Below are 23645 nucleotides of genomic sequence, written 5' to 3'. Positions count from 1 at the left end.
TATCTATTTTTTAAGGACAAATGTAATCATAATACACATAAATATGCTATTTTTGCAAGATATTTATCATATCATAGGAATGGAACAGGATACTTCATATATGTTGCTGAAAAGTTTAGATACACCGGAAGATTTGCGCCGATTAGAGGCAGACAAACTGCCCGAAGTATGTAAAGAGCTGAGGCAAAAAATAATAGATGAGCTCTCACGCAATCCGGGACATTTTGGTTCCAGTCTGGGAGTGGTAGAACTGACCGTAGCCTTACATTATGTATTTAATACGCCTTATGACCGCATCGTATGGGACGTAGGTCATCAGGCATACGGCCATAAGATATTGACAGGCCGCAGGGATACTTTCTGTACAAACCGCAAATTACACGGTCTGTGCCCTTTTCCTTCTCCTCACGAAAGTGAATATGACACTTTTACGTGCGGACATGCCTCCAACTCTATTTCGGCAGCGCTCGGAATGGCTGTCGCAGCTAAGAAGAATGGAGAAAACAACCGCCATGTGGTAGCCGTCATCGGCGATGGATCAATGAGTGGCGGTCTGGCATTTGAAGGATTGAACAATGCTTCCTCTACACCCAATAATCTCTTAATCATCCTGAATGATAATAATATGGCTATCGACCGCAGTGTGGGTGGAATGAAACAGTATCTTCTAAACCTCCAGATGTCTGAAGGTTATAATAAAATACGATATAAGCTCTCAAAAATGTTCTATAAATGGGGCATACTGAATGAAGAGCGCCGAAAGAGCCTGATTCGTTTCAATAACAGCCTGAAATCCATGCTCGTACAGCAACAAAATGTGTTCGAAGGAATGAATATCCGCTATTTCGGTCCTATTGACGGACACGATGTCAATAATCTGGCACGTGTCTTGAAAGAAATAAAAGATATGCAGGGTCCCAAGTTGCTCCATATCCATACCACCAAAGGCAAAGGATTCGGTCCGGCTGAAAAAGCAGCTACCATATGGCATGCACCGGGAATTTTCGACAAAGAAACCGGAGAACGCATTGTGATAGATACCGACGGACTTCCCCCTTTGTTTCAGGATGTGTTTGGCAATACGTTGTTGGAACTGGCACAGCAAAACGACAAAATAGTAGGAGTAACCCCGGCAATGCCGTCAGGATGCTCCATGAATATATTAATGAAAGCAATGCCCGACCGGGGATTTGATGTAGGCATTGCAGAAGGGCATGCCGTAACCTTCTCCGGCGGTATGGCAAAAGACGGATTAATCCCGTTCTGCAACATCTATTCGTCTTTCATGCAGCGTGCATACGATAATGTTATACACGATGTTGCCATTCAAAAGTTGAATGTCGTTCTTTGCCTTGACCGGGCAGGAATTGTGGGCGAGGACGGTCCTACCCATCATGGTGCATTCGATTTGGCATATATGCGCCCCATCCCTAACCTGACGGTGGCATCCCCTTATGATGAACATGAGCTGCGCAATCTGATGTACACCGCACAACTGCCCGATAAAGGACCTTTTGTGATTCGTTACCCCAGAGGAAGAGGGGTGCTGGTGGACTGGAAATCTTCTTTTGAAGAAATACAAATAGGCAAAGGGCGGAAACTGAAAGACGGAAAAGACATGGCAGTCATCACCATCGGTCCGATTGGCAATACGGCACGAAAGGCAATTACCCGTGCAGAAGCCGAAAGCAAAATGAGCATTGCCCATTATGACTTACGCTTTTTAAAACCGTTGGATGAAGAAATGCTACACGAAATAGGAAAGAATTTCTGCCGAATAGTCACCATTGAAGACGGTGTGTTGAAAGGCGGAATGGGCAGTGCTATCCTGGAGTTTATGGCAGACAACAGATATACTCCCACTGTTCGCCGCATCGGTTTACCGGATAAGTTTGTAGAACACGGCCCGGTGAAAGACCTGCATCGTTTATGCGGCATGGATGAAGAAGGTATTTATAAGGTATTGGTATCATTCTAAAAGAGAAAGATAAAAATGAAGATTATTATCGCAGGGGCAGGAGCCGTAGGCACTCATTTGGCCAAACTGCTCTCAGGTGAAAAACAAGATATTATCCTGATGGATGAAAACGAGGAGAAGTTGAGTAAATTAGATTCCAACTTCGACTTGATGACAGTCAATGCATCCCCGACTTCCATTTCCGGTCTGAAGAATGCCGGTGTAGCGGGAGCCGATCTTTTTATCGGAGTCATGCCGGAAGAAAGCCGTAACATGACGGCATGTATGCTGGCCACCAATTTGGGAGCCAAAAAGACCGTAGCCCGTATTGATAATTACGAATACCTATTGCCTAAACATAAGGAATTCTTTTCACATCTGGGTGTTCATTCACTGATCTATCCCGAAATGCTGGCTGCAAAAGAAATTGTAGACGCCATCAAAATGAGCTGGATACGCCAATGGTGGGAGTTCTGTGGCGGCGCATTGGTACTGATTGGTACAAAAATGCGTGAAACGGCAGAAATTCTGAATGTGCCTCTGCACGAACTGGGCGGACGTAATATTCCATTCCACATTGTAGCGATAAAAAGGGGCAATGAAACAATTATCCCGCGTGGAGATGATACTATCAAGCTACATGATATTGTTTATTTTACCACTACAAAAAAATATATTCCTTATATCCGTAAAATAGCCGGAAAGGAAAATTATGCCGATGTGCGTAATGTAATGATCATGGGAGGCAGCCGTATAGCCGTCCGTACAACCCAATATGTACCTGAATATATGCAGGTCAAAATAATCGAAAACGATATCAACCGCTGTAACCGGCTGACAGAAGTAGTAGATGATAAAGTCATGATTATCAATGGAGATGGTCGGGATATGGATTTGCTATTGGAAGAAGGACTTCGCAACACCGAAGCATTTGTCGCATTGACAGATAATTCGGAAACAAATATTCTGGCATGCCTCGCCGCCAAAAGAATGGGTGTTACCAAGACGGTTGCCGAGGTGGAAAACATTGATTATATCAGTATGGCAGAAAGTCTGGATATCGGCACGGTCATCAATAAAAAGATGATTGCTGCCAGCCATATTTACCAAATGATGCTGGATGCCGACGTATCCAATGTAAAATGTCTGACTTTTGCCAATGCAGATGTTGCCGAATTTACAGTAAAAGCCGGTTCACGTATTACAAAAGACGCCATTAAGGACATGGGACTTCCCAAAGGGGTTACCATCGGCGGACTAATCCGAAATGGAGAAGGTATCTTGGTAACAGGTAATACAATCATCCAACCGGAAGACCATGTAGTGGTATTCTGTTTGGGAATGATGATTAAGAAAGCAGAAAAATTCTTCAACTGATGATTAACTCTAAAATGATATGCAAAATCATGGGTTCCCTTTTCTTCATTGAGGCGGGATTCTTGATTTTATGCGCATTACTCGCCATATATTATAAGGAAACAGATTTAACCGCATTCCTTTCTTCCGCTGCTATCACAGCAGGAGCAGGTATTGTTTTCTCTATCTTCGGAAAGAACGCCGAAAGGAAAATCAGCCGTCGCGATGGCTATGTAGTAGTATCTCTTGCTTGGATCTTCTTTTCCCTGTTCGGAATGTTGCCGTTTTATCTGAGCGGATACATTCCCAGCATCACCGATGCTTTTTTTGAAACCATGTCGGGATTCACCACTACCGGAGCAAGCATTCTGGATAATATCGAATCATTGCCCCACGGATTACTTTTCTGGCGAAGCATGACCCAATGGATTGGAGGACTGGGGATTGTATTCTTTACCATCGCCGTGTTACCCATTTTCGGAGTAGGCGGTGTACAGCTATTTGCAGCCGAAGCTACAGGTCCCACCCATGACAAGGTACATCCCCGTATCGGTGTGACCGCCAAATGGATTTGGAGCATTTATTTGGGACTGACCATAGCAGAAGTATTCTTATTACTGCTGGGTGGAATGGATGTGTTCGACAGCGTGTGCCATTCATTAACAACTACTGCTACAGGCGGATATTCTACCAAGCAAAACAGCATTGCTGCTTTTCATTCTCCCTATATAGAATATGTAATCACGCTTTTCATGTTTTTGTCGGGTATCAACTTTACCCTGCTGTTTCTATTCTTTCTGAAAGGAAAGTTCAAACGGTTGATTGAGAATACCGAGTTCCATTGGTATTTGGGCACTGTAGGTTGTTTTACCCTGTTCACCACCGTCACACTGGTTCTTACCAGCCCGATGGGAATAGAAGAATCATTCCGGAAAGCTATTTTTCAAGTAGTCTCATTACAGACCACCACCGGATTTATTTCTGCTGATTACATGACCTGGGTTCCGGTACTATGGACATTGATGTGCATCATCATGCTTTTCGGAGCATGTGCAGGCTCCACTTCCGGAGGTATAAAATGTATTCGTATTGCCATCATGAGCCGTGTATCAAGAAACGAATTCAAACGAATCATCCATCCTAATGCAGTCTTGCCGGTCCGCATCAACCGTCAGGTAATTTCTTCTACAACCAAATCGGCTATATTGGCATTTACTTTCCTTTATATAGCTATTGTCTTTATTGGTTGGCTATTGCTTATGATATTAGGAGTAGGATTTGAAGAAGCATACAGTGTCGTAATTTCCAGTTTAGGCAATGTCGGACCGGGTATAGGCAAGTGCGGACCTTCTTATTCATGGAGCGGATTACCCGATATGGCCAAATGGATCAGTGCGTTACTTATGCTCATCGGCCGTTTGGAGTTATTTACCGTCTTACTGTTGTTTACTCCCGGATTCTGGAAGAAACACTAAGAAGTACGGAAATCCCTCTCCATTCACGAGAAGAGAAAAAAAACAATTTATAATGATAGAATTCCAAATTTATGGCTAACTTTGCGACCTCTAAATAAAAATCATCATTATGAACAATATACTGAAGATCTTTATTTCTCTTTTATTTTTCCTGCTCTTGATAACAACAGCGGGACAAGAAGAGTATGCGTCAGTAAAGAGTTCATTCTTTCAGAAATCAAACGTAACCTCTTCTTATCAGCAAACACAAAGTCCGTGTAAAAAGACCATGGATTTCCTGTTTATCAACCGTTTTGCCGATATGCCACAAGTAGCAATTGCTCTTGACAATCCGGATTTGACTTCCAAATCCAAATGTGCTCTCCGTCTGCTTGCTACACTGAATGATTTCTGGAAACAAGAGCTACAAACAAACAACATACATTTTCATTCATCCATTTCACATTACTCGCATGCCGTGGATTACTATATCTATGCACTACGGCGAATCATTATTTAATTTTATAAAGCCTTCAAGCTAAAAGCCAAAACAAAGTATCTTGCATTAAGCGTTATGTAAGTGGGCTTTGTGTTCATTCACTTTTTGTCTAATCAAAAAAAAGTTTAGATATGTATTTTACACTATTAGTTGTCGTTATCCTGACGGCAATTGCACTGGTTGCCGTGGCTTTGGGTATTGCCCGTGCCATTTCTCCCCGTTCGTACAATCCGCAAAAAGGAGAGGCTTACGAATGTGGTATCCCCACCCGGGGACAGTCATGGATGCAATTTAAGGTAGGTTACTATCTGTTTGCCATTCTATTTCTCATGTTTGATGTTGAAACGGTATTTCTCTTTCCGTGGGCGGCAGTCGTTCAGGATTTAGGAGTGTACGGTTTAGTCAGCATCTTCTTCTTTATTGTAGTACTCATATTAGGCCTGGCATACGCTTGGAAGAAAGGAGCATTGGAATGGAAATAAAGAAACCGGTCATAAAATCTATCCCTTATGAAGATTTCAAAGATAATGAGTATCTGGAGAACATGGTCAAACAACTTAATGAAGGAGGTACAAAAGTACTTATCGGTTGTTTGGATGACCTTATCAACTGGGGACGCAGCAACTCGCTGTGGCCGCTTACCTTTGCAACCAGTTGCTGCGGAATTGAGTTTATGGCAGTCGGTGCTGCCCGGTATGACTTTGCCCGTTTCGGGTTTGAAGTAGCCCGCGCCAGTCCGCGCCAGGCAGATATGATTATGGTAGCCGGAACCATCACACACAAAATGGCACCGGTATTAAAACGTCTTTATGACCAAATGGCAGACCCCAAATATGTGATTGCAGTGGGCGGATGCGCCATCAGCGGAGGTCCGTTTAAAAAATCCTACCATGTGCTGAACGGAGTTGACAAAATATTACCGGTAGACGTTTATATTCCCGGATGCCCCCCACGGCCCGAAGCCTTATTATATGGCATGATGCAACTGCAACGTAAAGTAAAACTGGAAAAATTCTTTGGCGGAGTAAACCGCAAGGAAGAAGAACCCCAAAAGGAATAACTTATGGATGATATTATCAAAATAGAACCTAACGAACTCCGCACCGAGATGCAAAAGTTACGCGCGGAAGGCTATGACTTTATGCGTTCACTCACCGGAATGGACTGGGGAGAAGAAGGATTGGGAGTAGTCTACCATCTGGAAAAGACAGCTACCGGCGAGAACAAAGTAATTAAAGCTGTCACTGCCAACCGCGAGAAAGCTGAATTGCCTACAGTCTGCGATATTTGGAAAGGCGCAGAATTCAACGAACGTGAAGTGTATGATTACTTCGGCATCCGTTTTGTGGGACACCCCGACATGCGCCGCTTGTTCCTGCGTGAAGACTGGATAGGCCATCCGCTTCGCAAAGATTATGACGAAAGCCTCAACCCGCTGCGGATGACCAACGAAGAGCCGGTCGATACCACCCAATACATGGAAGTACAGCATGACGGCAGCGTAATTGAAAAACGAGAAACCATCTTCGACGAAGATGAATACATTATTAATATAGGTCCGCAGCATCCGGCAACTCACGGAGTGCTCCGCTTTCGCGTGTCACTGGAAGGTGAGATTATAAAGAAACTGGATGTACACTGCGGATATATCCACCGCGGCATCGAAAAGATGTGCGAAAGTCTGACATATCCCCAAACACTCGCCTTAACCGACCGGTTGGATTATTTGGGCGCACACCAAAACCGCCATGCACTCTGCATGTGTATCGAAAAGGCAATGGGTGTGGAAGTGAGTGAACGTATACAGTATATCCGCACCATCATGGACGAGCTGCAACGCATTGATTCACATCTGCTTTTCTTTTCTTGTCTGTGCATGGACTTGGGCGCGCTAACTGCCTTCTTTTACGGATTCCGCGACCGCGAAAAGATTCTGGACATCTTCGAAGCAACCACCGGCGGTCGCTTAATCCAGAACTATAATACCATCGGCGGTGTGCAGGCCGATATCGCGCCGGACTTTGTGCAAAAGGTAAAAGACTTTATCGCTTATCTCCGTCCGACATTAAAAGAGTATCATGAAGTCTTCACCGGCAATATCATCGCACAGGAACGTATGAAAGGTGTAGGAGTGCTCAGTCGCGAAGACGCCATCTCTTTTGGTGCAACGGGGGGAACAGGGCGCGCCAGCGGTTGGGCTTGCGATACTCGCAAACGCCATCCCTACTCTATGTATGGAAAAGTCGACTTCAAGGAAATTGTCCATACCGAAGGCGATTCATTCGCACGCTACATGGTACGTATGGAAGAAATCATGGAAAGTATGAACATCATCGAACAGTTGATTGATAATATTCCTGAAGGAGCATTTCAGCAAAAGATGAAACCGATTATCCGTGTGCCCGAAGGTTCTTATTATGCTGCGGTGGAAGGCAGCCGTGGAGAGTTCGGCGTCTTTTTGGAAAGTCGTGGAGATAAATATCCTTACCGTCTGAAGTTCCGTGCCACCGGACTGCCATTGGTTTCGGCAATGGAAACCATGTGCCGCGGTGCCAAGATAGCCGACCTCATTGCCATCGGCGGAACAGTGGATTACGTGGTACCGGACATAGACAGATAAGATTAATAATAAAACGAAACGAAATAATATATGTTTGATTTTAGTATAGTAACCCAATGGATACACTCAATGCTTACCTCCTTCATGCCCGAAGGGTTGGCGGTATTTATAGAGTGTGTGGCTATCGGCGTATGCATCATGCTTGCCTACGCAGTGATTGCTATCATTATGATATTCATGGAGCGAAAAGTCTGTGCAGCATTCCAGTGTCGCCTGGGACCGATGCGCGTAGGACCTTGGGGCACCATACAGGTCTTTGCCGATGTATTCAAGATGTTGATAAAAGAAATCATCACCATTCGTCACGCCGACAATTTCCTTTATAACCTCGCTCCCTATATTGTGATACTGGCATCTATCCTGTCATTCAGTTGTTTGCCTTTCAGCAAAGGGATGGAAGTGCTCGACTTCAATGTCGGCATCTTTTTCCTGATGGCAGCCTCCAGCATCGGTGTGGTAGGTATCCTGCTTGCCGGATGGAGTTCCAACAACAAGTACTCACTAATCGGTGCCATGCGAAGCGGTGCACAGATGATCAGTTATGAACTGTCTGTCGGACTGAGCATTCTCACCATTGTCGTATTGACCGATACCATGCAATTTTCAGAAATCGTAGAACGCCAGGCCGACGGCTGGTTCCTTTTCAAAGGCCATATCCCGGCAATGATAGCCTTTATCATCTATCTGATAGCCGGCAATGCAGAGGTAAACCGTGGTCCATTCGACTTGCCCGAAGCCGAAAGTGAGCTGACAGCCGGATATCACACCGAATATTCGGGTATGCACTTCGGCTTATTCTATGTGGCAGAGTTTGTCAACCTGTTCATTATTGCCGGAGTAGCCGCCACTATCTTCCTGGGCGGCTGGATGCCGTTGCATATTCCCGGCTTGGACGGCTTCAATACCGTCATGGACTATATTCCCGGATTTGTATGGTTCTTTGCAAAGTCATTCTTTATTGTCTGGCTGCTGATGTGGATAAAATGGACTTTCCCTCGTTTACGTATCGACCAGATTCTTACACTGGAATGGAAATACCTGGTACCGATAGGTCTTTGCAATTTGTTGCTGATGGTTATTATTGTTGTATTTAAATTGCATTTCTAATGAAAGAAGAAAAACGTTCATATATAGGAGGACTGTTGCACGGTATCGGTACACTGCTCACCGGAATGAAAATCACCGGACGGGAATTTTTCACTCCGAAAGTAACCGAGCAGTATCCCGAGAACCGTGCTACACTGGAAATCTCTCCCCGTTTTCGCGGGCGTCTCGTCATGCCGGCAGACGAAAACGGGAACAATAAATGTATTGCCTGCGGGCTTTGTCAAATGGCCTGTCCCAACGACACCATTCATATCACCAGCGAAACACAGACTGATGAAGAAACAGGTAAGAAGAAAAAAACATTGGTGAAATATGAATATGATTTGGGCGCCTGCATGTTCTGTCAACTCTGCGTCAATGCGTGTCCGCACGATGCCATCTGTTTTGATACGGAATTTGAAAATGCAGTGTTCGACCGCAGCAAATTGGTTCTCACCCTGAATAAGAAATAAAAAAACAAACGATATTATGACACTACAACTAATTGTATTCATTGTGCTGGCATTGTTTATCGCTGTCTGTTCGGTACTGGCGGTCACCACATCACGCATTCTGCGCGCAGCGACCTATTTGCTGTTTGTACTATTCGGCACGGCAGGCATTTACTTCCAGCTCAATTATTCGTTTTTGGGAGCCGTCCAATTGCTGATTTATGCCGGCGGCATCACGGTACTTTATGTTTTCAGTATTCTGCTGACCTCCTCACAAGGAGACAAGTCCGAACGGCTGAAAAACGGTAAAATGGTGGCAGGAGTTGTTTCCACCCTTGCCGGGCTGGGCATCTGCCTGTTTGTTATGTTGAAAAACGAGTTTCTCCCCTCCCACTTCACTCCCGGCGAACTGCATGTGCAGACCATCGGCCACACCCTGATGGGAATGGGAAAATATCAATATGTACTGCCTTTCGAAGTCATCAGCATATTGTTGCTGGCTTGTATTGTGGGAGGTATAATGATTGCACGTAAAAGATAAGTCTGATTATGGTACACATGGAATATTACCTGGTGGTTTCCACCTTTATGATGTTTGCAGGCATCTATGGCTTCTTTACCCGCCGCAACCTGCTCGCCATGCTAATTAGTGTGGAACTGATTTTGAACTCCGTCGATATCAACTTCGCCGTGTTCAACCGCTACCTCTTCCCCAACGAACTGGAAGGAGTGTTCTTCGCCCTGTTCGCCATCGGAGTGAGTGCTGCGGAAACAGCGGTAGCTATTGCCATTATCATCAATATCTATCGTAACATCCGAAACATACAAGTGAAGAACTTAAACGAAATGAAAAATTGATTATGGAATATACTATTCTAATCCTCATCCTTCCTTTCCTCAGTTTTCTGATACTGGGACTGGCAGGTATGCGCATGAAGAACAGCGTGGCAGGTGCCATCGGCACAGCTTCACTGACAGGAGTGGCATTGCTTTCCTACCTCACCGCCTTTCACTATTTCACAGGCGGCCGTACGGCAGCAGGCACCTTCCCCACCCTCATGCCCTACAACTTTGAATGGTTGCCGTTCACAGCCGACCTTCATATCAATATGGGCATTTTGCTCGATCCTATTTCCATCATGATGCTGGTTGTGATTTCTACCGTGTCACTGATGGTACACATCTACTCCTTCGGCTATATGAAAGGTGAAAAAGGCTTCCAGCGCTATTATGCTTTTCTGAGTCTTTTCACCATGTCAATGCTGGGACTGGTAGTAGCAACCAATATTTTCCAAATGTACGTCTTTTGGGAATTGGTGGGCGTCAGCTCTTACCTGCTCATCGGTTTCTATTATACCAAGAAAGAAGCCATCGCAGCCAGCAAAAAAGCATTTATCGTCACCCGTTTTGCCGACCTCGGTTTTCTGATTGGTATCCTCATCTACGGCTACTACGCAGAAACATTCTCTTTCACTCCTGCCGCAAGCGCTCTGGTTGCAGCAGGAACAATGATTCCACTGGCATTGGGGCTGATGTTTGTCGGCGGAGCCGGAAAAAGCGCCATGTTCCCATTACACATCTGGCTGCCCGATGCCATGGAAGGCCCTACTCCGGTCAGTGCCCTGATTCATGCCGCCACCATGGTGGTAGCCGGTGTATATCTGGTAGCCCGTATGTTCCCATTGTTCATCGGTTACGCTCCCGAAGTACTCCACTGGACAGCCTACATCGGTGCTTTCACAGCATTCTATGCTGCCAGTGTAGCCTGTGTGCAAAGCGATATCAAACGTGTACTTGCTTTCTCCACCATTTCACAGATAGGCTTTATGATTGTTGCCTTGGGCGTTTGCACCTCGATGAATCCCCACGAAGGAGGATTGGGCTACATGGCCTCCATGTTCCATCTGTTCACTCACGCCATGTTCAAGGCATTACTCTTCTTGGGGGCAGGATGCATCATTCATGCCGTACACAGCAATGAAATGAGCGCGATGGGCGGGTTGCGCAAATACATGCCTGTCACCCACATCACATTTCTGATAGCCTGCCTTGCCATTTCGGGCATTTGGCCTTTCTCGGGATTCTTCTCCAAAGACGAAATCCTGACCGCCTGCTTCCGGTTCAGCCCGGTCATGGGCTGGATAATGACAGGTATAGCTGCGATGACCGCATTCTATATGTTCCGTCTGTATTATGGCATTTTCTGGGGCACGGAAAACAAAACCCTCCACGCTGCACATACTCCGCATGAAGCACCGCTTACCATGACTTTCCCGTTACTGTTTTTGGCAGCCGTGACCTGTGTGGCGGGATTCATCCCGTTCGGTAATTTAATCAGCAGCAACGGAGAGGCTTATACCATCCACCTGGATATGCAGGTAGCCACAACAAGTATCATTATTGCACTGTTGTCCATCGGTCTTGCCACATGGATGTATGCAGGTCCCAAACAGCCTGTCGCCGACAAGCTGGCACACACCTTCAGCCGTTTGCACACAGCTGCCTATCACCGCTTCTACATGGACGAAGTCTGGATGTTCTTCACCAAGAAGATTATATTCCGGTGTATCAGTACTCCGATAGCATGGTGGGACCGTCACGTCATCGACCAGTTCTTCAACTTCACCGCCTGGAGCACCCACGCCACAGCTGATGAGATACGTGATATGCAAAGCGGAAATGTACAGCAATACAGTATTTGGTTCCTCGCAGGAGCCTTGATACTGACGCTGATACTATTAGTTTAACCAGCCAAACGAATAATTAAGTATACAAATGAACATACTAAGTTTTTTCATCATAGTTCCTTTATTGATGCTCGCGGGGCTTTGGGCTTCGCGCAGCGTCAATCAAGTACGGGGCGTGATGGTTACCGGAGCTTCCCTGCTGCTGGCACTGTCTGTCTACCTCACCATTGATTATATAGGACTCCGCCAAGCCGGTGCCATGGAAGAAATGCTGTTTACCGACAGTATATCCTGGTATGCCCCCTTACATATATGTTACTCCATCGGAGTGGACGGTATCTCCGTAGCCATGTTACTACTGAGCGCTATCATTGTCTTCACCGGAACATTTGCATCATGGAAACTTCAGCCCCTCACCAAAGAGTATTTCCTATGGTTCACACTGCTGAGTTTGGGAGTGTTCGGATTCTTTATCTCAACAGACCTGTTCACCATGTTTATGTTCTATGAAGTAGCGCTTATCCCGATGTACCTGCTGATTGGTATATGGGGAAGCGGCCGTAAAGAATATGCAGCCATGAAACTTACCCTGATGCTGATGGGCGGTTCTGCTTTCCTGCTAATAGGTATTCTGGGTATCTTCTATGGAGCAGGAGGCGAGACAATGAATCTGCTCGAGATAGCCAAACTACATATTCCCGATACGATGCAGCACCTGTTCTTCCCGCTTATTTTCCTGGGATTCGGTGTGCTGGGCGCACTATTCCCATTCCACACATGGAGTCCCGACGGCCATGCATCTGCTCCGACTGCCGTCAGTATGCTTCATGCCGGTGTGCTGATGAAGTTGGGAGGCTACGGCTGTTTTCGTGTTGCCATGTATCTGATGCCCGAAGGAGCAGCCATGTGGGGTGATGTATTCCTCGTGCTGACCACCATTTCTGTGGTTTACGGTGCGTTCAGCGCTGTGGTACAGACCGACTTGAAATATATCAATGCCTATTCATCCGTATCGCATTGCGGACTGGTGCTTTTCGCTCTTCTGATGATGACACGCACCAGTTGTACGGGAGCCATCCTCCAAATGCTGAGCCACGGTCTGATGACAGCTTTGTTCTTTGCCCTGATCGGTATGATTTACGGCCGCACCCATACACGCGATGTACGCCTGATGGGAGGACTGATGAAAATCATGCCATTTCTGGCTGTGGGCTATGTCATTGCGGGTCTTGCCAATCTGGGGTTGCCGGGATTGAGTGGATTTGTGGCAGAAATGACCGTCTTTGTCGGCTCGTTCCAAAACAACGATACCTTCCACCGTGTATGCACGCTGATAGCTACGACAAGTATCGTGATTACTGCGGTTTATATTCTGCGTGTAGTAGGTAAGATTCTATATGGCAAGGTACTGAACCCCGACCATCTGAAACTTACCGATGCAACTTGGGATGAAAGAGTGGCAGTAATCTTCCTGATAGCCTGCGTAGCCGGACTGGGACTTGCCCCATTCTGGATAAGCAACCTGATTAGTAACAGTGTAGAACCGATTATCACTCAATTAATACAATAACATACGATTATGGACATTACATCTATTTTGCAAATGCATCAGGAGCTGAGCCTCACCGCCGTATTTCTGTTGATGTTTGTACTCGACCTTTTCCTTCCCGTGCGTCTTCGCCACTGGTTACGCCCATTGGCCTGCGCCCTGTTGGGAATTGAGTTACTTGCCAATATATGGCCCGATGAAGTCATCCTTTTCGGAGGGATGTATCATTCCACTCCGATGGCCTCCATTATGAAAAGTGTTCTCACTTTGGGCACCATCCTTGTATTCCTGCAATCCACCCATTGGCTGCGTCGTCCGGACACTCGTCACAAAATGGGAGAATTCTATACACTCACACTGAGCACGTTACTGGGAATGTACTTCATGGTGAGCGCAGGTCACTTTCTCCTGTTCTTTTTAGGACTGGAACTGGCTACCGTTCCTATGGCATGCCTCGTTGCCTTCGACAAATACAAAGGTCACAGTGCAGAAGCCGGAGCAAAATTCATTTTATCCGCCCTCTTCTCCAGCGGTATATTCCTCTATGGCATCTCAATGATTTACGGAACCGTAGGTACGCTCTATTTCGAGGACATCCCTGCCGGCATCACCGGAAGCCCGCTTCAAATACTGGCATTGGTATTTTTCTTCTCCGGTATGGCCTTTAAGTTGAGCCTTGTGCCTTTCCATTTGTGGACTGCCGACACCTATCAGGGAGCGCCTACCACAGTTGCCGCTTACCTGTCGGTTATCTCGAAAGGTGCAGCCGCCTTTGCGCTGATGGCCATTTTGGTCAAAGTATTCGGTTCCATGACCGCCCAATGGAGTGAAATGCTGTGCGTGGTCATTGTCGCTACCATCACCATTGCCAACCTGTTTGCCATCCGCCAAAGCAACTTAAAGCGCTTTATGGCATTCAGCAGTATATCACAGGCAGGATATATCATGCTGGCAGTCCTGGCAGGCACTCCGCAGGGAATGGCGTCATTAGTTTATTATATCATTGTATACATTGCAGCCAATCTTGCCGTATTCGGGGTAATCAACGCCATCGAGCAACACACCCACGGAATGGTTGAGCGCGAAGATTACAACGGACTCTACAAAACCAATCCCCGTCTGACAATGGTGATGACACTTGCCCTTTTCTCTTTGGCAGGTATCCCGCCATTTGCCGGGTTCTTCAGTAAATTCTTTGTATTTGCAGCAGCTTTCCAAAGTGGATATTATCTGATAGTGTTTATTGCATTGGTAAACACCATTATTTCACTTTACTATTATCTGCTGATTGTAAAAGCTATGTTCATTACCCCCAATGATGAACCAATCGCCACCTTCAAAACCGGTATCGCCATGCGTACCTGTTTGTTGATTTGTGTGGCAGGAATCTTCATATTGGGCATCGCCAGCAGCATTTACCAACTGCTGAACGATACAGCTGCACTTTATTAAGAAAGAAAAGGGAGTGTGTCAAAACCAAACCGGCCTATCCAATCGTCAACTGTAGAGGCAGGGGTCGCCTGCCCGAAGACACAAAGCAAACTGTTTTCGGGCGAGCGAACCTCGCCCCTACGAACCAGACGATAATATTATCCACGTTTTGACAACCCCATCTTATACCCCCTCAATAATGGGCATTGTTTATGAAGATTGTTACCATTATTTGCTAAAACTCTCTCCATTGTTGATGAAAAATCTCAAGAGGTCTAAAAAACTTCACCAGCTTTTCAGAAAACTTCACCAACTTTTTTGAAAAGACCAAAGTGTTTTGACACGAGCAAAACGCCTTTTGAAAACACTTTCTTCCGAGTTTTCCTACTGATTGAATGAATGAACCGAACCCCGAAAGAAAATTGATAAAACTTCCTTTCACATTTCACAAATATCGGAAACCACCTGTTCATAGGGGTTTCCGCGTGAAAGCAACAAATTTCCTCTTAACAGCTTCTTTCACGCAAAAAGCCGATGAATAAAGGGTTTCAGTGGGTGAAACGTGTGAAAGCAACTTGTTATCAACTTTTTCGTGGAAAACATTTTTGTCTATTTAGACAGGACAAGAAAGCGACTCTCTATGTTTACAAATATATTTGCGCCATACTATCAAATACAGCTTAAACAAAAAAAGAGCACCCCGAAGGATGCCCTTTTATATTAGCTAATCATTAAGATGAATGATTATTTTTTCACAGTCAAAGAAACTTTCTGAGCAGGAAGTTCAACACCCCACTTATCAGTAATGTTCAAGTCGAATGTGATAGTAGCTCCGTTTTGGATAGCTGTGTTCGGTTTAAGAGCAATTGTCCAACCTACCAATTTAGCATCAGCATCTGTATCCTCTGCATTTACAAGCTTACCATCTTCAATCTTCTTATAAACATAAGTTACCTTAAATGCACCTGCATTTTCACCTGTAGCAACCAATTTGATATCATCAATTCTTGTATCTTGTACGTCCTTAGCGGCAGCAGCTGTTTTAACAGTTCCATCAGCATTCAGCACTTCAGCAGTAAATGAGTTCAATAACTTGTATGCCTTGTTGAATGCATCCTTACCGGCAACGTCTGCGCTCAAGAATGAGTCTGAACCGGTTGCAAGGTCAAGAGTAGTCTTGCTAACAGTGATTGTACCATCTTTAATCGGGCTTTGACCTGTGATATAGATAGTTTCAGTAGCAGCATTGTAAGTTGCATTTTCAAAGTGCTTGTAAGAAACTTCAAACTTCTGAGTTTCAGTATACAACTTATCCAGAGGAATATTAACTGTGCTACCATTAACTGTCCATTTATCTTTGTCTGCTTTTGCTGTTACAGTAAAGTCTACTGCTTTATCAGCATTGTTATAAGCTGTTTTTACATCATACAACAGATTTTCTCCGGTCGGAACAGCACCATAAGCAGCCAGCTTATCACCATCAAAGTACATCGGAATTCTGCTTACAGCAGATGCCGGGTTAGTCAATGTCAACTCTACAGTTGCCTTAACATCAATAGATTTCGATTTTCCACTAGCATCTGTACCTGTAATTGTGAATTGAATCAAGCCACTATAAGTATCAGCTGTTACAAACTTATTATTCGCAGTAACTTCAAATGCAAGATAAGCAGCATCCTTCAACTTATCAGCCTCTTCTACTTTATTATCCGCACCAACCTTTGTTGATTTAACCTGTGTCCAATTATTCAAAACATTGTTACCAGGATTACCAGAATAGCTATTTGCAATAGCTAAATAATCCGCAGGATTACCATATTTCTTGCTAGAGATCAATTCAACTTTATTAGCAGGAGAAGCAGAATTACTTTCAATCGTAGCATAGCCGGTTACTTTACCATTATTCCAAATATATTTAGCTTCAGGTTCGGTAATAGAAGCAGCCAAATCAGCTAATGGTAAGAATGCCCATTTCTTTCCTGACTCAATAGATAATTCGTGAGCAGCCTTTAATGTTACTTCAGAAGTAATAGCAGCTTTTTGAACTTTTACAGTAAGAGTCGTTGTTTTAATCTTTTCTTTCTTCAATACTGTTGCATCAGCATACTTAACTGTAAACTTAATAGTTTTACCATACGCAGCTTCATTAGCAATAGTAAAATCCGTACCATTTATAGTTACACCATACAACGCTTTAATATTTTCATCCAAATCCAAAGCTATATCCGATACATGAGAAAGTTCTTCTAAGAACTTCACAGTCTTCACATTAGGATTAGCAGAAGGGTTGCCTTCCAATCCGGCACCAAACAAGCTATAAGTCTCACCCAATTTTACATAGGTAGAATTATTCAATGTTACAACACCTGCCGGACTCTTAGTCAAACCTGAAGCTAAACCTGACTTATATTCAAATGCAGTAGTAGCTTTACCACAAACTACAGCAAGAGCATCGTTTTGACCGATAATCTTATTATCGTTAATATCCTTTACAGTCACACCTTCTTTAAGAGCGAAGTGCAAAGTATAAACTCCTTCCATAGCCGTTCTCTGCAAAGCACCCTTAGGAGTAGAAACTACAGCCTCTTCAAAGATAGTAGCACCTTCAGAATTTACCAAGTTGAACTTCAAATCAGCCAGATCAATATTGCTAGGTGTTACAACTACATTTACAGAAGCACCTTTAGTTCCATCTTTATCTACAGCAGAAACAATAGCTCCCTTTACATTCTTTTCACCGGCCAAATTAATCATTTCCTCAGTATCATTATACACTACATTACCATAGTGAAGCAATACGTCATTAGGATTCAAGTTAGGCACAGCAATAGCAATAGAAGTTACCAATGAAGAAGCAGAAGGAACTTTCACTTCCTGTTTGTTACCGTCTTTATCAAAGATAGTCAGTGTAAATCCATCAGCTTCGCTACCTGCAACGCTAACGCCGGAAACGGGAACACCTGTAGATTTGTAGGTTCCGTCTTCCTGCAATACAGCCCATACACCATCCTGCATAATGATAGATGGTTTTGTTTCGCTTGTGGCAACCTTCAGTTCTTGAGGTTCATCGTTGATATACAAAATACCATCTACAACCTTCACAACATCTCCACTACCTGTTTCGTCATCCAAAGTGATAGTTACAGGATCACCCTGATTGAATGTAAAGGTAATGCCATGTCCGTCAGCTGTTTTTGCAACTGAAGTAACATACTTACCGCTACCAACGAGATCCTGCAAAGCCTTGATTGCATCAGCATTTGCAGTGATTTGTCCCTGCAAGTTCTCGATGTCATCGTCGTAATCCTTACAAGACACAAATGTTCCTGTTGACGAAACCATTAAGGCTCCGAACAGGATTGCACTTAAAAACTTTTTGTTCATAATAGAAAAACTTTAAATTTATAAATTTAAAAAACTAAAATTGGTTATACATATTAGTTATTGATTGGGCACATAAATCCCTCTGTTCATGCAAAAAATAACGTTTGGGAGATTCGCCTGCTATCTTACTAAAAGCTGAATAGAAAGCACTTCGGGAAGTAAACCCACTCTTTTCCGGGACTTTATCCAACGAGCATTTATTACTGCGAAGCAATTCCTTGGCATACTCTACACGGTAAGTATTCAGAAGTTCTTTCAAGTTACACCCAAAATACTTGTTCACTACATTGGAGAGATAAGTCTGATTCGTATCGACCAGCTCGCTCAATTTCTTCAAAGAAAGAGTGGCATCCAAAAACACCTGACGAATTTCCAATTGATAAAGGATACATTTATATATATAGCAATCCACTTTCCTGCCCACTATTCCCTGTCCGGCAAACTGTTCGTCCCAATGACGCTCGGCTGCCTTGAAAAGCAGGTCTTTCTGCCTTTCGGAACGTAGGGTGCTCTTTTTGCGTTTTAGAAACAGGTATTCCATATCTTATCCTTTACTTTTGTCTTAGTTTGCGGGCTCTCGAAACGCGGATTTACAAGCATTTTTATATAGATTCGCGAAACGAAAATCGGTGTATCTCTTAGTAAGAGATACACCGACCTAAGTAAAGCATCAGATTATCAATATATTAAGAACTGTTTTTTAACTTTTAGAATGCTAAAGAATGAAAAAATAAAATCTTTTTTCGAGCTCACACCCATTTTTTTTGCGTAAAAGTGTACTAATTCTCAAAACTTTGCTTATTTTTGCAGCGGAATGGTAGATCTCTTACTAAGAGATACACTTTTAGTTAAAATTTCCAATCATCGTAAATATCCTCATTTCCAATTATTTATATTATCACTTTTCTATCAAAGAAGGTATTCATTAAATTTCATTCACATTTCAACCGACTCTAATTTTGTTTTAATAAGTTGAAAGAGAGAGAAAAAAAGGATATGCAAGATTTTTGAAAAGAAGAACTTATATGAAAGTCCTATGCGGACAGCATTTGGAAAAGCATATACATAGAAAGTCTTTTGTCTCAAATAAAACCGCATTATAACAATCGACAACTAAAAACAAAACACGTATTAGCGCATCATTTGAATATACGCTAATACGTGTTTGGATTACAAACCCGAACGAAACGTTCTGTTATTGTCTATAACGATTTAATACGTTCGATAAGTGAATCAATATCTTCGTCCGTTGTGTCCCAAGAAGTGACTAAACGCATCTCATTCATTGCATCATTCCAAAAATAAAAATGATAAAACTCCTGCAACTTATCCTCTTTCTCACGAGGCATAATAAAGAATAACTGGTTACTTTCCACCGGCTGGGTAAACGTTACATCCGGCATGGCTTGCAAGGCATCAGAAAGTTTTGCAGCCATTTCATTGGCGTGTCGGGCACACCGTAACCATAAGTTATCAGTCAGGAAAGCAGTGAATTGGCAAGATATATACCTCATCTTACTTGCCAACTGACAAGCCTGCTTACGGGCATAACGGGCTTCTTTCATCAGGTCCGGATTAAAAACCACCACACACTCAGCCCCCATCAGACCATTCTTTGTTCCCCCCAAAGTCAGGGTGTCTACTCCGCAAGCTCCCGATATCTCATCCAAACTGACTCCCAATGCTGCGGCAGCATTGGAGATGCGTGCACCGTCCATGTGCAGTAACAAACCATGTTCGTGTGCAAACGTTGTCAAAGCGCGTACTTCGGCAGGAGTATAAACAGTGCCGAGTTCTGTACATTGGCTGATATAAACTGCTCCCGGTTGAGAATGGTGTTCCACACCAAAATTAATCATATAAGGTTTCAGGAGTTCAGGTGTCAGTTTTCCATCGGGAGTGGAGATAGTGCGCATGAAGCATCCGGTCGCCTTGCTTGGCGCTCCACATTCGTCTACTGCAATATGTGCAGTGTCGGCACAAAATATAACATGATAAGGGCGAGTCATCAGTTGCAATGCCATCGTATTGCTACCTGTTCCATTAAAGACGAACAACGGTTCACACGGATGTGTAAACTGTTCTTTTACTTTTCGGGTTGCCTCTTCTGTCCAAGGGTCATCACCATAACCGAAGGCATGGTTTGTGTTTGCCGCCATCAGTGCTTCCATTACTTGAGGATGTACACTGGAATTGTTGTCGGATGCAAAACTTCTCATAATAGTAGAATATTGAATTATAATTTTCGTGCAAAGTTAACTTCTTTCTCTTCAATAGACAATGAAACAGTATTAAAATACATTTGAAAAGAAAGTATTACGCAGCTGTATCATTCATGTAATACCGACAACCGACCTTTGCACTGAATTAAAAAAACAAGCTAAAGAATGATGAATACAAAGAAGAGAGAGTTTGGCCTTATAATCATTTTCTTATTCCTGGCCATATCTATTCAAGCGGCTGTATTACGAGGAAGCGTGACCGATAAAGTGACAAATGAACCACTAATCGGTGCAGTAATACAAATAAGCGGCACTACTACAGGAGCAATCACTGATTTGGACGGTAACTTCGAACTGGCCGGATTAAGAAACGGAACATATAAACTGATGGTATCGTATGTTTCTTATAAAACATTGACTTTAGAGGTATCTGTCAATGGCATGTCAGAAATAAATATAACATTAGCACCTGATAACCAGCAACTGGGAGAAGTTGTGGTAGTGGCAGAAGCCAAGAAGAATACAGAAAATGCCCTGATTACCCGGCAACGCACCAGTCTGGTGATGCAAACCGGTGTCTCCGCACAACAAATTACCAAGACACAAGACAAGGATGCTTCCGAAGTGATTCGCCGTGTGCCGGGCATCAGTATCATTGAAGAAAAGTTCGTAATGGTACGCGGCCTTTCGCAACGTTACAACAATGTGTGGATAAACAATAGTGCCGTGCCCAGTTCGGAAGCCGACGCACGCGCCTTCTCCTTCGATATTATTCCTTCCTCACAACTGGACAATATGCTGGTTGTAAAATCTCCGGCTCCCGAATATCCTGCCGATTTCAGTGGCGGCTTTATTTTAGTTAATACCAAGGATGTTCCGAACAGTAACCTGTTTAACATCTCAGTAGGAGGAAGCATGAATGATCAGACTCATTTTAAAAACTTTCAATACAATAAAGGAAGCGGTACGGACTTTTTGGGATTCGACAACGGATTGCGTAGCTTGAATGGCGGTATCAACGCGACACTGAGACCGATGAATAATGGTTACGACTTGCTCAACAACGGACTGAATAATGATTGGAGCATAAAGAACCGCAAGCCTATTGCCGACCTCAGCCTGAGCATGAACATCGCCCATCGCTGGGTGAGTGAAAGCGGTCGCACTTTAGCTATGCTGGGAGCCGTAAATTATAGCAATACCTACAAAACATATCTGAATATGGATAATAATCTGTATGGTGCCTATGACATCACTCATGACCGTTCCAACTATTTGCGCAAGGGAGTGGATGACCAATATAATCACAATGTACGTGTGGGAGCCATGTTGAACCTCACTTATGTGCCGGCAAGCGGAAATAACCGTTATGAATTCAAGAATATCTTCAACCAATTGGGAAAAGACCGCTATACTTATCGCAAGGGAACGGATGCACAGAGCGATTATGAAGAGAGTGCAGAGTATTACTACCAGAGCCGTACCACCTACAGCGGACAGTTTACGGGAAAACATACATGGAGTGACACGGATAAACTGGATTGGAGTGCCGGATATTCTTATGCCAACCGGAATATGCCCGACCGCCGCCGGTACAACACGGTACTGAACACAGATACCAATCAATTGGAAGTAGAGAATCTGAATGAAATCAATCGTGAGTTCTCGCGTCTGAATGAACACATCCTGTCGGCCAACATCAATTATCAGCATGATTTCGCATTCGGTGATTTCACTCCCACACTCAAGATGGGAGGATATACGGAGTACCGTACACGTGAATACAATACGCGCCTCTTCATTTACAGTTGGAAGAACGGTTTACCTAGTAATTACCGTGTGATGAATGTGCCTGACGAATTGATGCAGGACAAAAATTACGGAGAAGATAAATTATACCTGCTGGAGCAAGTGGACTGGCGAAATAATTATGAAGGAAACAATATGTTGGGAGCAGGCTATGCCGGTGTAAATCTTCCTTTCGGAAAGTGGAACATATACGCAGGCGTCCGTTTCGAACACAGCCGAATGGAATTAATCAGCAATACACAAAAGAACGAAAAGAGTCCGACCAGTGTCTATTACACTTACGATGATTTCTTTCCATCGCTTAATGCCGCCTATCGTCTGAATGAGCAACACCAGTTCAGATTGTCGTATGGGCGTACTGTAAACCGTCCCGAATTCCGGGAAGTCTCTTCTTCGGTGTATTACGACTTTGATTTGGCTAGTAATGTACAAGGCAATTATGACCTGAAAGCAGCTTATATTGATAATATTGACTTGGGATATGAATACTATCCCAGTAACGGTGAGCTGATTTCCGTATCATTATTTTATAAGAGATTCAAGAATCCGATAGAATGGACTTACACCGTAGCCGGAGGTACTGACTTGATTTATTCTTATATCAATGCCAAAGGAGCCGATAATTATGGCGTAGAAGTGGATATACGCAAAAATTTAGATTTCATCGGCATGAAAAACTTCAGCCTCAGCCTGAATGGTGCACTGATAAAAAGTAACGTAAATTTTGAACCCGGTTCTAAAGAAGAAGACCGTCCTATGCAAGGGCAATCGCCCTACCTGGTCAACGCGGGACTCTTCTATCAACAGCCCAAAAACGGATGGAATGCCGCCATACTCTACAACCGCATCGGTAAACGCATTATCGGTGTAGGGCGCAGCCTGGGCAGCGCAGGCAACGAAGTACGTGTGCCCGACTCATATGAAATGCCACGTAATGCCATTGACCTGAGTGCCTCTAAGAAATTCGGCAAACTGGAAGTAAAAGCCGCTATCCGCGATGTACTGGCCGAAAAGGTGTCTTTCAAACAATTTGAAAATACAGAAAATGGTGAAGTGCAGCAAATAACCCGTCAGTTTAAACCGGGACGCAGCTTCAACGTAAACATAAGCTATAATTTTTAAAACAAGAAATATTTCAT

At 43.9% G+C, this 23645-nt stretch carries 18 protein-coding genes; 15 read left to right on the top strand and 3 right to left on the bottom strand.

Annotated features, from left to right (window positions below):
• Positions 1–79: 79 nt before the first annotated feature.
• From dxs to HMPREF1534_RS03865, 14 genes are all read left to right on the top strand, one after another.
• On the top strand, positions 80–1978 hold the full coding sequence (gene dxs / locus HMPREF1534_RS03800) for a 1-deoxy-D-xylulose-5-phosphate synthase (RefSeq protein ID WP_018452305.1): 1899 nt from the start codon (positions 80–82) through the stop codon (positions 1976–1978).
• 15 nt (positions 1979–1993) lie between these two features.
• Positions 1994–3334: a Trk system potassium transporter TrkA gene (gene trkA / locus HMPREF1534_RS03805; protein WP_005943185.1), complete on the top strand. Its 1341-nt coding sequence runs from the start codon at positions 1994–1996 to the stop codon at positions 3332–3334.
• Positions 3334–4788: a TrkH family potassium uptake protein gene (locus HMPREF1534_RS03810; RefSeq protein ID WP_005943181.1), complete on the top strand. Its 1455-nt coding sequence runs from the start codon at positions 3334–3336 to the stop codon at positions 4786–4788. Before trkA ends, HMPREF1534_RS03810 begins: the two co-directional genes overlap by 1 nt.
• 109 nt (positions 4789–4897) lie before the next feature.
• On the top strand, positions 4898–5287 hold the full coding sequence (locus tag HMPREF1534_RS03815) for a hypothetical protein (protein WP_005943178.1): 390 nt from the start codon (positions 4898–4900) through the stop codon (positions 5285–5287).
• Positions 5288–5397: 110 nt separating this feature from the next.
• Positions 5398–5748 carry an NADH-quinone oxidoreductase subunit A gene (locus HMPREF1534_RS03820; RefSeq protein WP_005943175.1) on the top strand — a complete coding sequence of 117 codons (351 nt, stop codon included), beginning with the start codon at positions 5398–5400 and terminating at the stop codon, positions 5746–5748.
• Complete coding sequence (locus HMPREF1534_RS03825) at positions 5739–6326, top strand: NADH-quinone oxidoreductase subunit B (RefSeq protein WP_005943172.1); 588 nt, start codon at positions 5739–5741, stop codon at positions 6324–6326. Before HMPREF1534_RS03820 ends, HMPREF1534_RS03825 begins: the two co-directional genes overlap by 10 nt.
• 3 nt (positions 6327–6329) lie before the next feature.
• The gene (locus tag HMPREF1534_RS03830) at positions 6330–7886 is read left to right on the top strand and encodes an NADH-quinone oxidoreductase subunit D (RefSeq protein WP_005943170.1); all 1557 of its coding nucleotides are present in this window, start codon (positions 6330–6332) and stop codon (positions 7884–7886) included.
• Between the two features lie 30 nt (positions 7887–7916).
• A complete protein-coding gene (gene nuoH, locus HMPREF1534_RS03835; protein WP_005943168.1) occupies positions 7917–8993 on the top strand; it encodes an NADH-quinone oxidoreductase subunit NuoH in 1077 nt (358 codons plus the stop codon).
• On the top strand, positions 8993–9445 hold the full coding sequence (locus HMPREF1534_RS03840) for a NuoI/complex I 23 kDa subunit family protein (protein WP_005943166.1): 453 nt from the start codon (positions 8993–8995) through the stop codon (positions 9443–9445). Before nuoH ends, HMPREF1534_RS03840 begins: the two co-directional genes overlap by 1 nt.
• Positions 9446–9461: 16 nt before the next feature.
• Entirely contained in the window at positions 9462–9965 is a 504-nt protein-coding gene (locus tag HMPREF1534_RS03845; protein ID WP_005943164.1) for an NADH-quinone oxidoreductase subunit J family protein, read from the top strand.
• 8 nt (positions 9966–9973) lie between these two features.
• Positions 9974–10282, top strand: coding sequence for an NADH-quinone oxidoreductase subunit NuoK (gene nuoK, locus HMPREF1534_RS03850; protein WP_005943162.1), 309 nt, complete (start codon positions 9974–9976; stop codon positions 10280–10282).
• Between the two features lie 2 nt (positions 10283–10284).
• A complete protein-coding gene (nuoL, locus tag HMPREF1534_RS03855) occupies positions 10285–12171 on the top strand; it encodes an NADH-quinone oxidoreductase subunit L (RefSeq protein ID WP_005943159.1) in 1887 nt (628 codons plus the stop codon).
• 28 nt (positions 12172–12199) lie between these two features.
• Complete coding sequence (locus HMPREF1534_RS03860) at positions 12200–13681, top strand: complex I subunit 4 family protein (protein ID WP_005943157.1); 1482 nt, start codon at positions 12200–12202, stop codon at positions 13679–13681.
• 6 nt (positions 13682–13687) lie between these two features.
• Positions 13688–15112, top strand: coding sequence for an NADH-quinone oxidoreductase subunit N (locus HMPREF1534_RS03865; protein WP_025066898.1), 1425 nt, complete (start codon positions 13688–13690; stop codon positions 15110–15112).
• A 723-nt stretch (positions 15113–15835) separates the two neighbouring features.
• Here HMPREF1534_RS03865 and HMPREF1534_RS03870 read toward each other — a convergent pair.
• The 3 genes from HMPREF1534_RS03870 to HMPREF1534_RS03880 all read right to left on the bottom strand — a co-directional run bounded on the left by HMPREF1534_RS03870 (position 15836) and on the right by HMPREF1534_RS03880 (position 20694).
• Positions 15836–18475 (bottom strand): hypothetical protein, encoded by a 2640-nt coding sequence (locus HMPREF1534_RS03870; protein ID WP_005943152.1) that lies wholly within the window; start codon positions 18473–18475, stop codon positions 15836–15838.
• 34 nt (positions 18476–18509) lie between these two features.
• Positions 18510–19016: a helix-turn-helix domain-containing protein gene (locus HMPREF1534_RS03875; protein WP_005943151.1), complete on the bottom strand. Its 507-nt coding sequence runs from the start codon at positions 19014–19016 to the stop codon at positions 18510–18512.
• Positions 19017–19677: 661 nt separating this feature from the next.
• Complete coding sequence (locus HMPREF1534_RS03880) at positions 19678–20694, bottom strand: threonine aldolase family protein (RefSeq protein WP_018452297.1); 1017 nt, start codon at positions 20692–20694, stop codon at positions 19678–19680.
• Positions 20695–20862: 168 nt separating this feature from the next.
• Between HMPREF1534_RS03880 and HMPREF1534_RS03885 the strand changes: the two genes are divergently transcribed.
• Positions 20863–23628 carry a TonB-dependent receptor gene (locus HMPREF1534_RS03885; RefSeq protein ID WP_005943149.1) on the top strand — a complete coding sequence of 922 codons (2766 nt, stop codon included), beginning with the start codon at positions 20863–20865 and terminating at the stop codon, positions 23626–23628.
• Positions 23629–23645: the final 17 nt, after the last annotated feature.

This window comes from Phocaeicola massiliensis B84634 = Timone 84634 = DSM 17679 = JCM 13223, assembly GCF_000382445.1.
Lineage (GTDB): Bacteria > Bacteroidota > Bacteroidia > Bacteroidales > Bacteroidaceae > Phocaeicola > Phocaeicola massiliensis.
This window is presented reverse-complemented; position numbering and strand designations above follow the sequence as displayed.

Coding starts and splice junctions, on each gene's coding strand:
- HMPREF1534_RS03820 (WP_005943175.1), top strand. CDS start 5,398: ATGTATTTTACACTATTAGTTGTCGTTATCCTGACGGCAATTGCACTG.
- nuoK (WP_005943162.1), top strand. CDS start 9,974: ATGGTACACATGGAATATTACCTGGTGGTTTCCACCTTTATGATGTTT.
- HMPREF1534_RS03875 (WP_005943151.1), bottom strand. CDS start 19,016: ATGGAATACCTGTTTCTAAAACGCAAAAAGAGCACCCTACGTTCCGAA.
- HMPREF1534_RS03870 (WP_005943152.1), bottom strand. CDS start 18,475: ATGAACAAAAAGTTTTTAAGTGCAATCCTGTTCGGAGCCTTAATGGTT.
- HMPREF1534_RS03845 (WP_005943164.1), top strand. CDS start 9,462: ATGACACTACAACTAATTGTATTCATTGTGCTGGCATTGTTTATCGCT.
- trkA (WP_005943185.1), top strand. CDS start 1,994: ATGAAGATTATTATCGCAGGGGCAGGAGCCGTAGGCACTCATTTGGCC.
- HMPREF1534_RS03815 (WP_005943178.1), top strand. CDS start 4,898: ATGAACAATATACTGAAGATCTTTATTTCTCTTTTATTTTTCCTGCTC.
- HMPREF1534_RS03810 (WP_005943181.1), top strand. CDS start 3,334: ATGATTAACTCTAAAATGATATGCAAAATCATGGGTTCCCTTTTCTTC.
- dxs (WP_018452305.1), top strand. CDS start 80: ATGGAACAGGATACTTCATATATGTTGCTGAAAAGTTTAGATACACCG.
- HMPREF1534_RS03825 (WP_005943172.1), top strand. CDS start 5,739: ATGGAAATAAAGAAACCGGTCATAAAATCTATCCCTTATGAAGATTTC.
- HMPREF1534_RS03885 (WP_005943149.1), top strand. CDS start 20,863: ATGATGAATACAAAGAAGAGAGAGTTTGGCCTTATAATCATTTTCTTA.
- nuoL (WP_005943159.1), top strand. CDS start 10,285: ATGGAATATACTATTCTAATCCTCATCCTTCCTTTCCTCAGTTTTCTG.
- HMPREF1534_RS03840 (WP_005943166.1), top strand. CDS start 8,993: ATGAAAGAAGAAAAACGTTCATATATAGGAGGACTGTTGCACGGTATC.
- HMPREF1534_RS03830 (WP_005943170.1), top strand. CDS start 6,330: ATGGATGATATTATCAAAATAGAACCTAACGAACTCCGCACCGAGATG.
- nuoH (WP_005943168.1), top strand. CDS start 7,917: ATGTTTGATTTTAGTATAGTAACCCAATGGATACACTCAATGCTTACC.
- HMPREF1534_RS03860 (WP_005943157.1), top strand. CDS start 12,200: ATGAACATACTAAGTTTTTTCATCATAGTTCCTTTATTGATGCTCGCG.
- HMPREF1534_RS03880 (WP_018452297.1), bottom strand. CDS start 20,694: ATGAGAAGTTTTGCATCCGACAACAATTCCAGTGTACATCCTCAAGTA.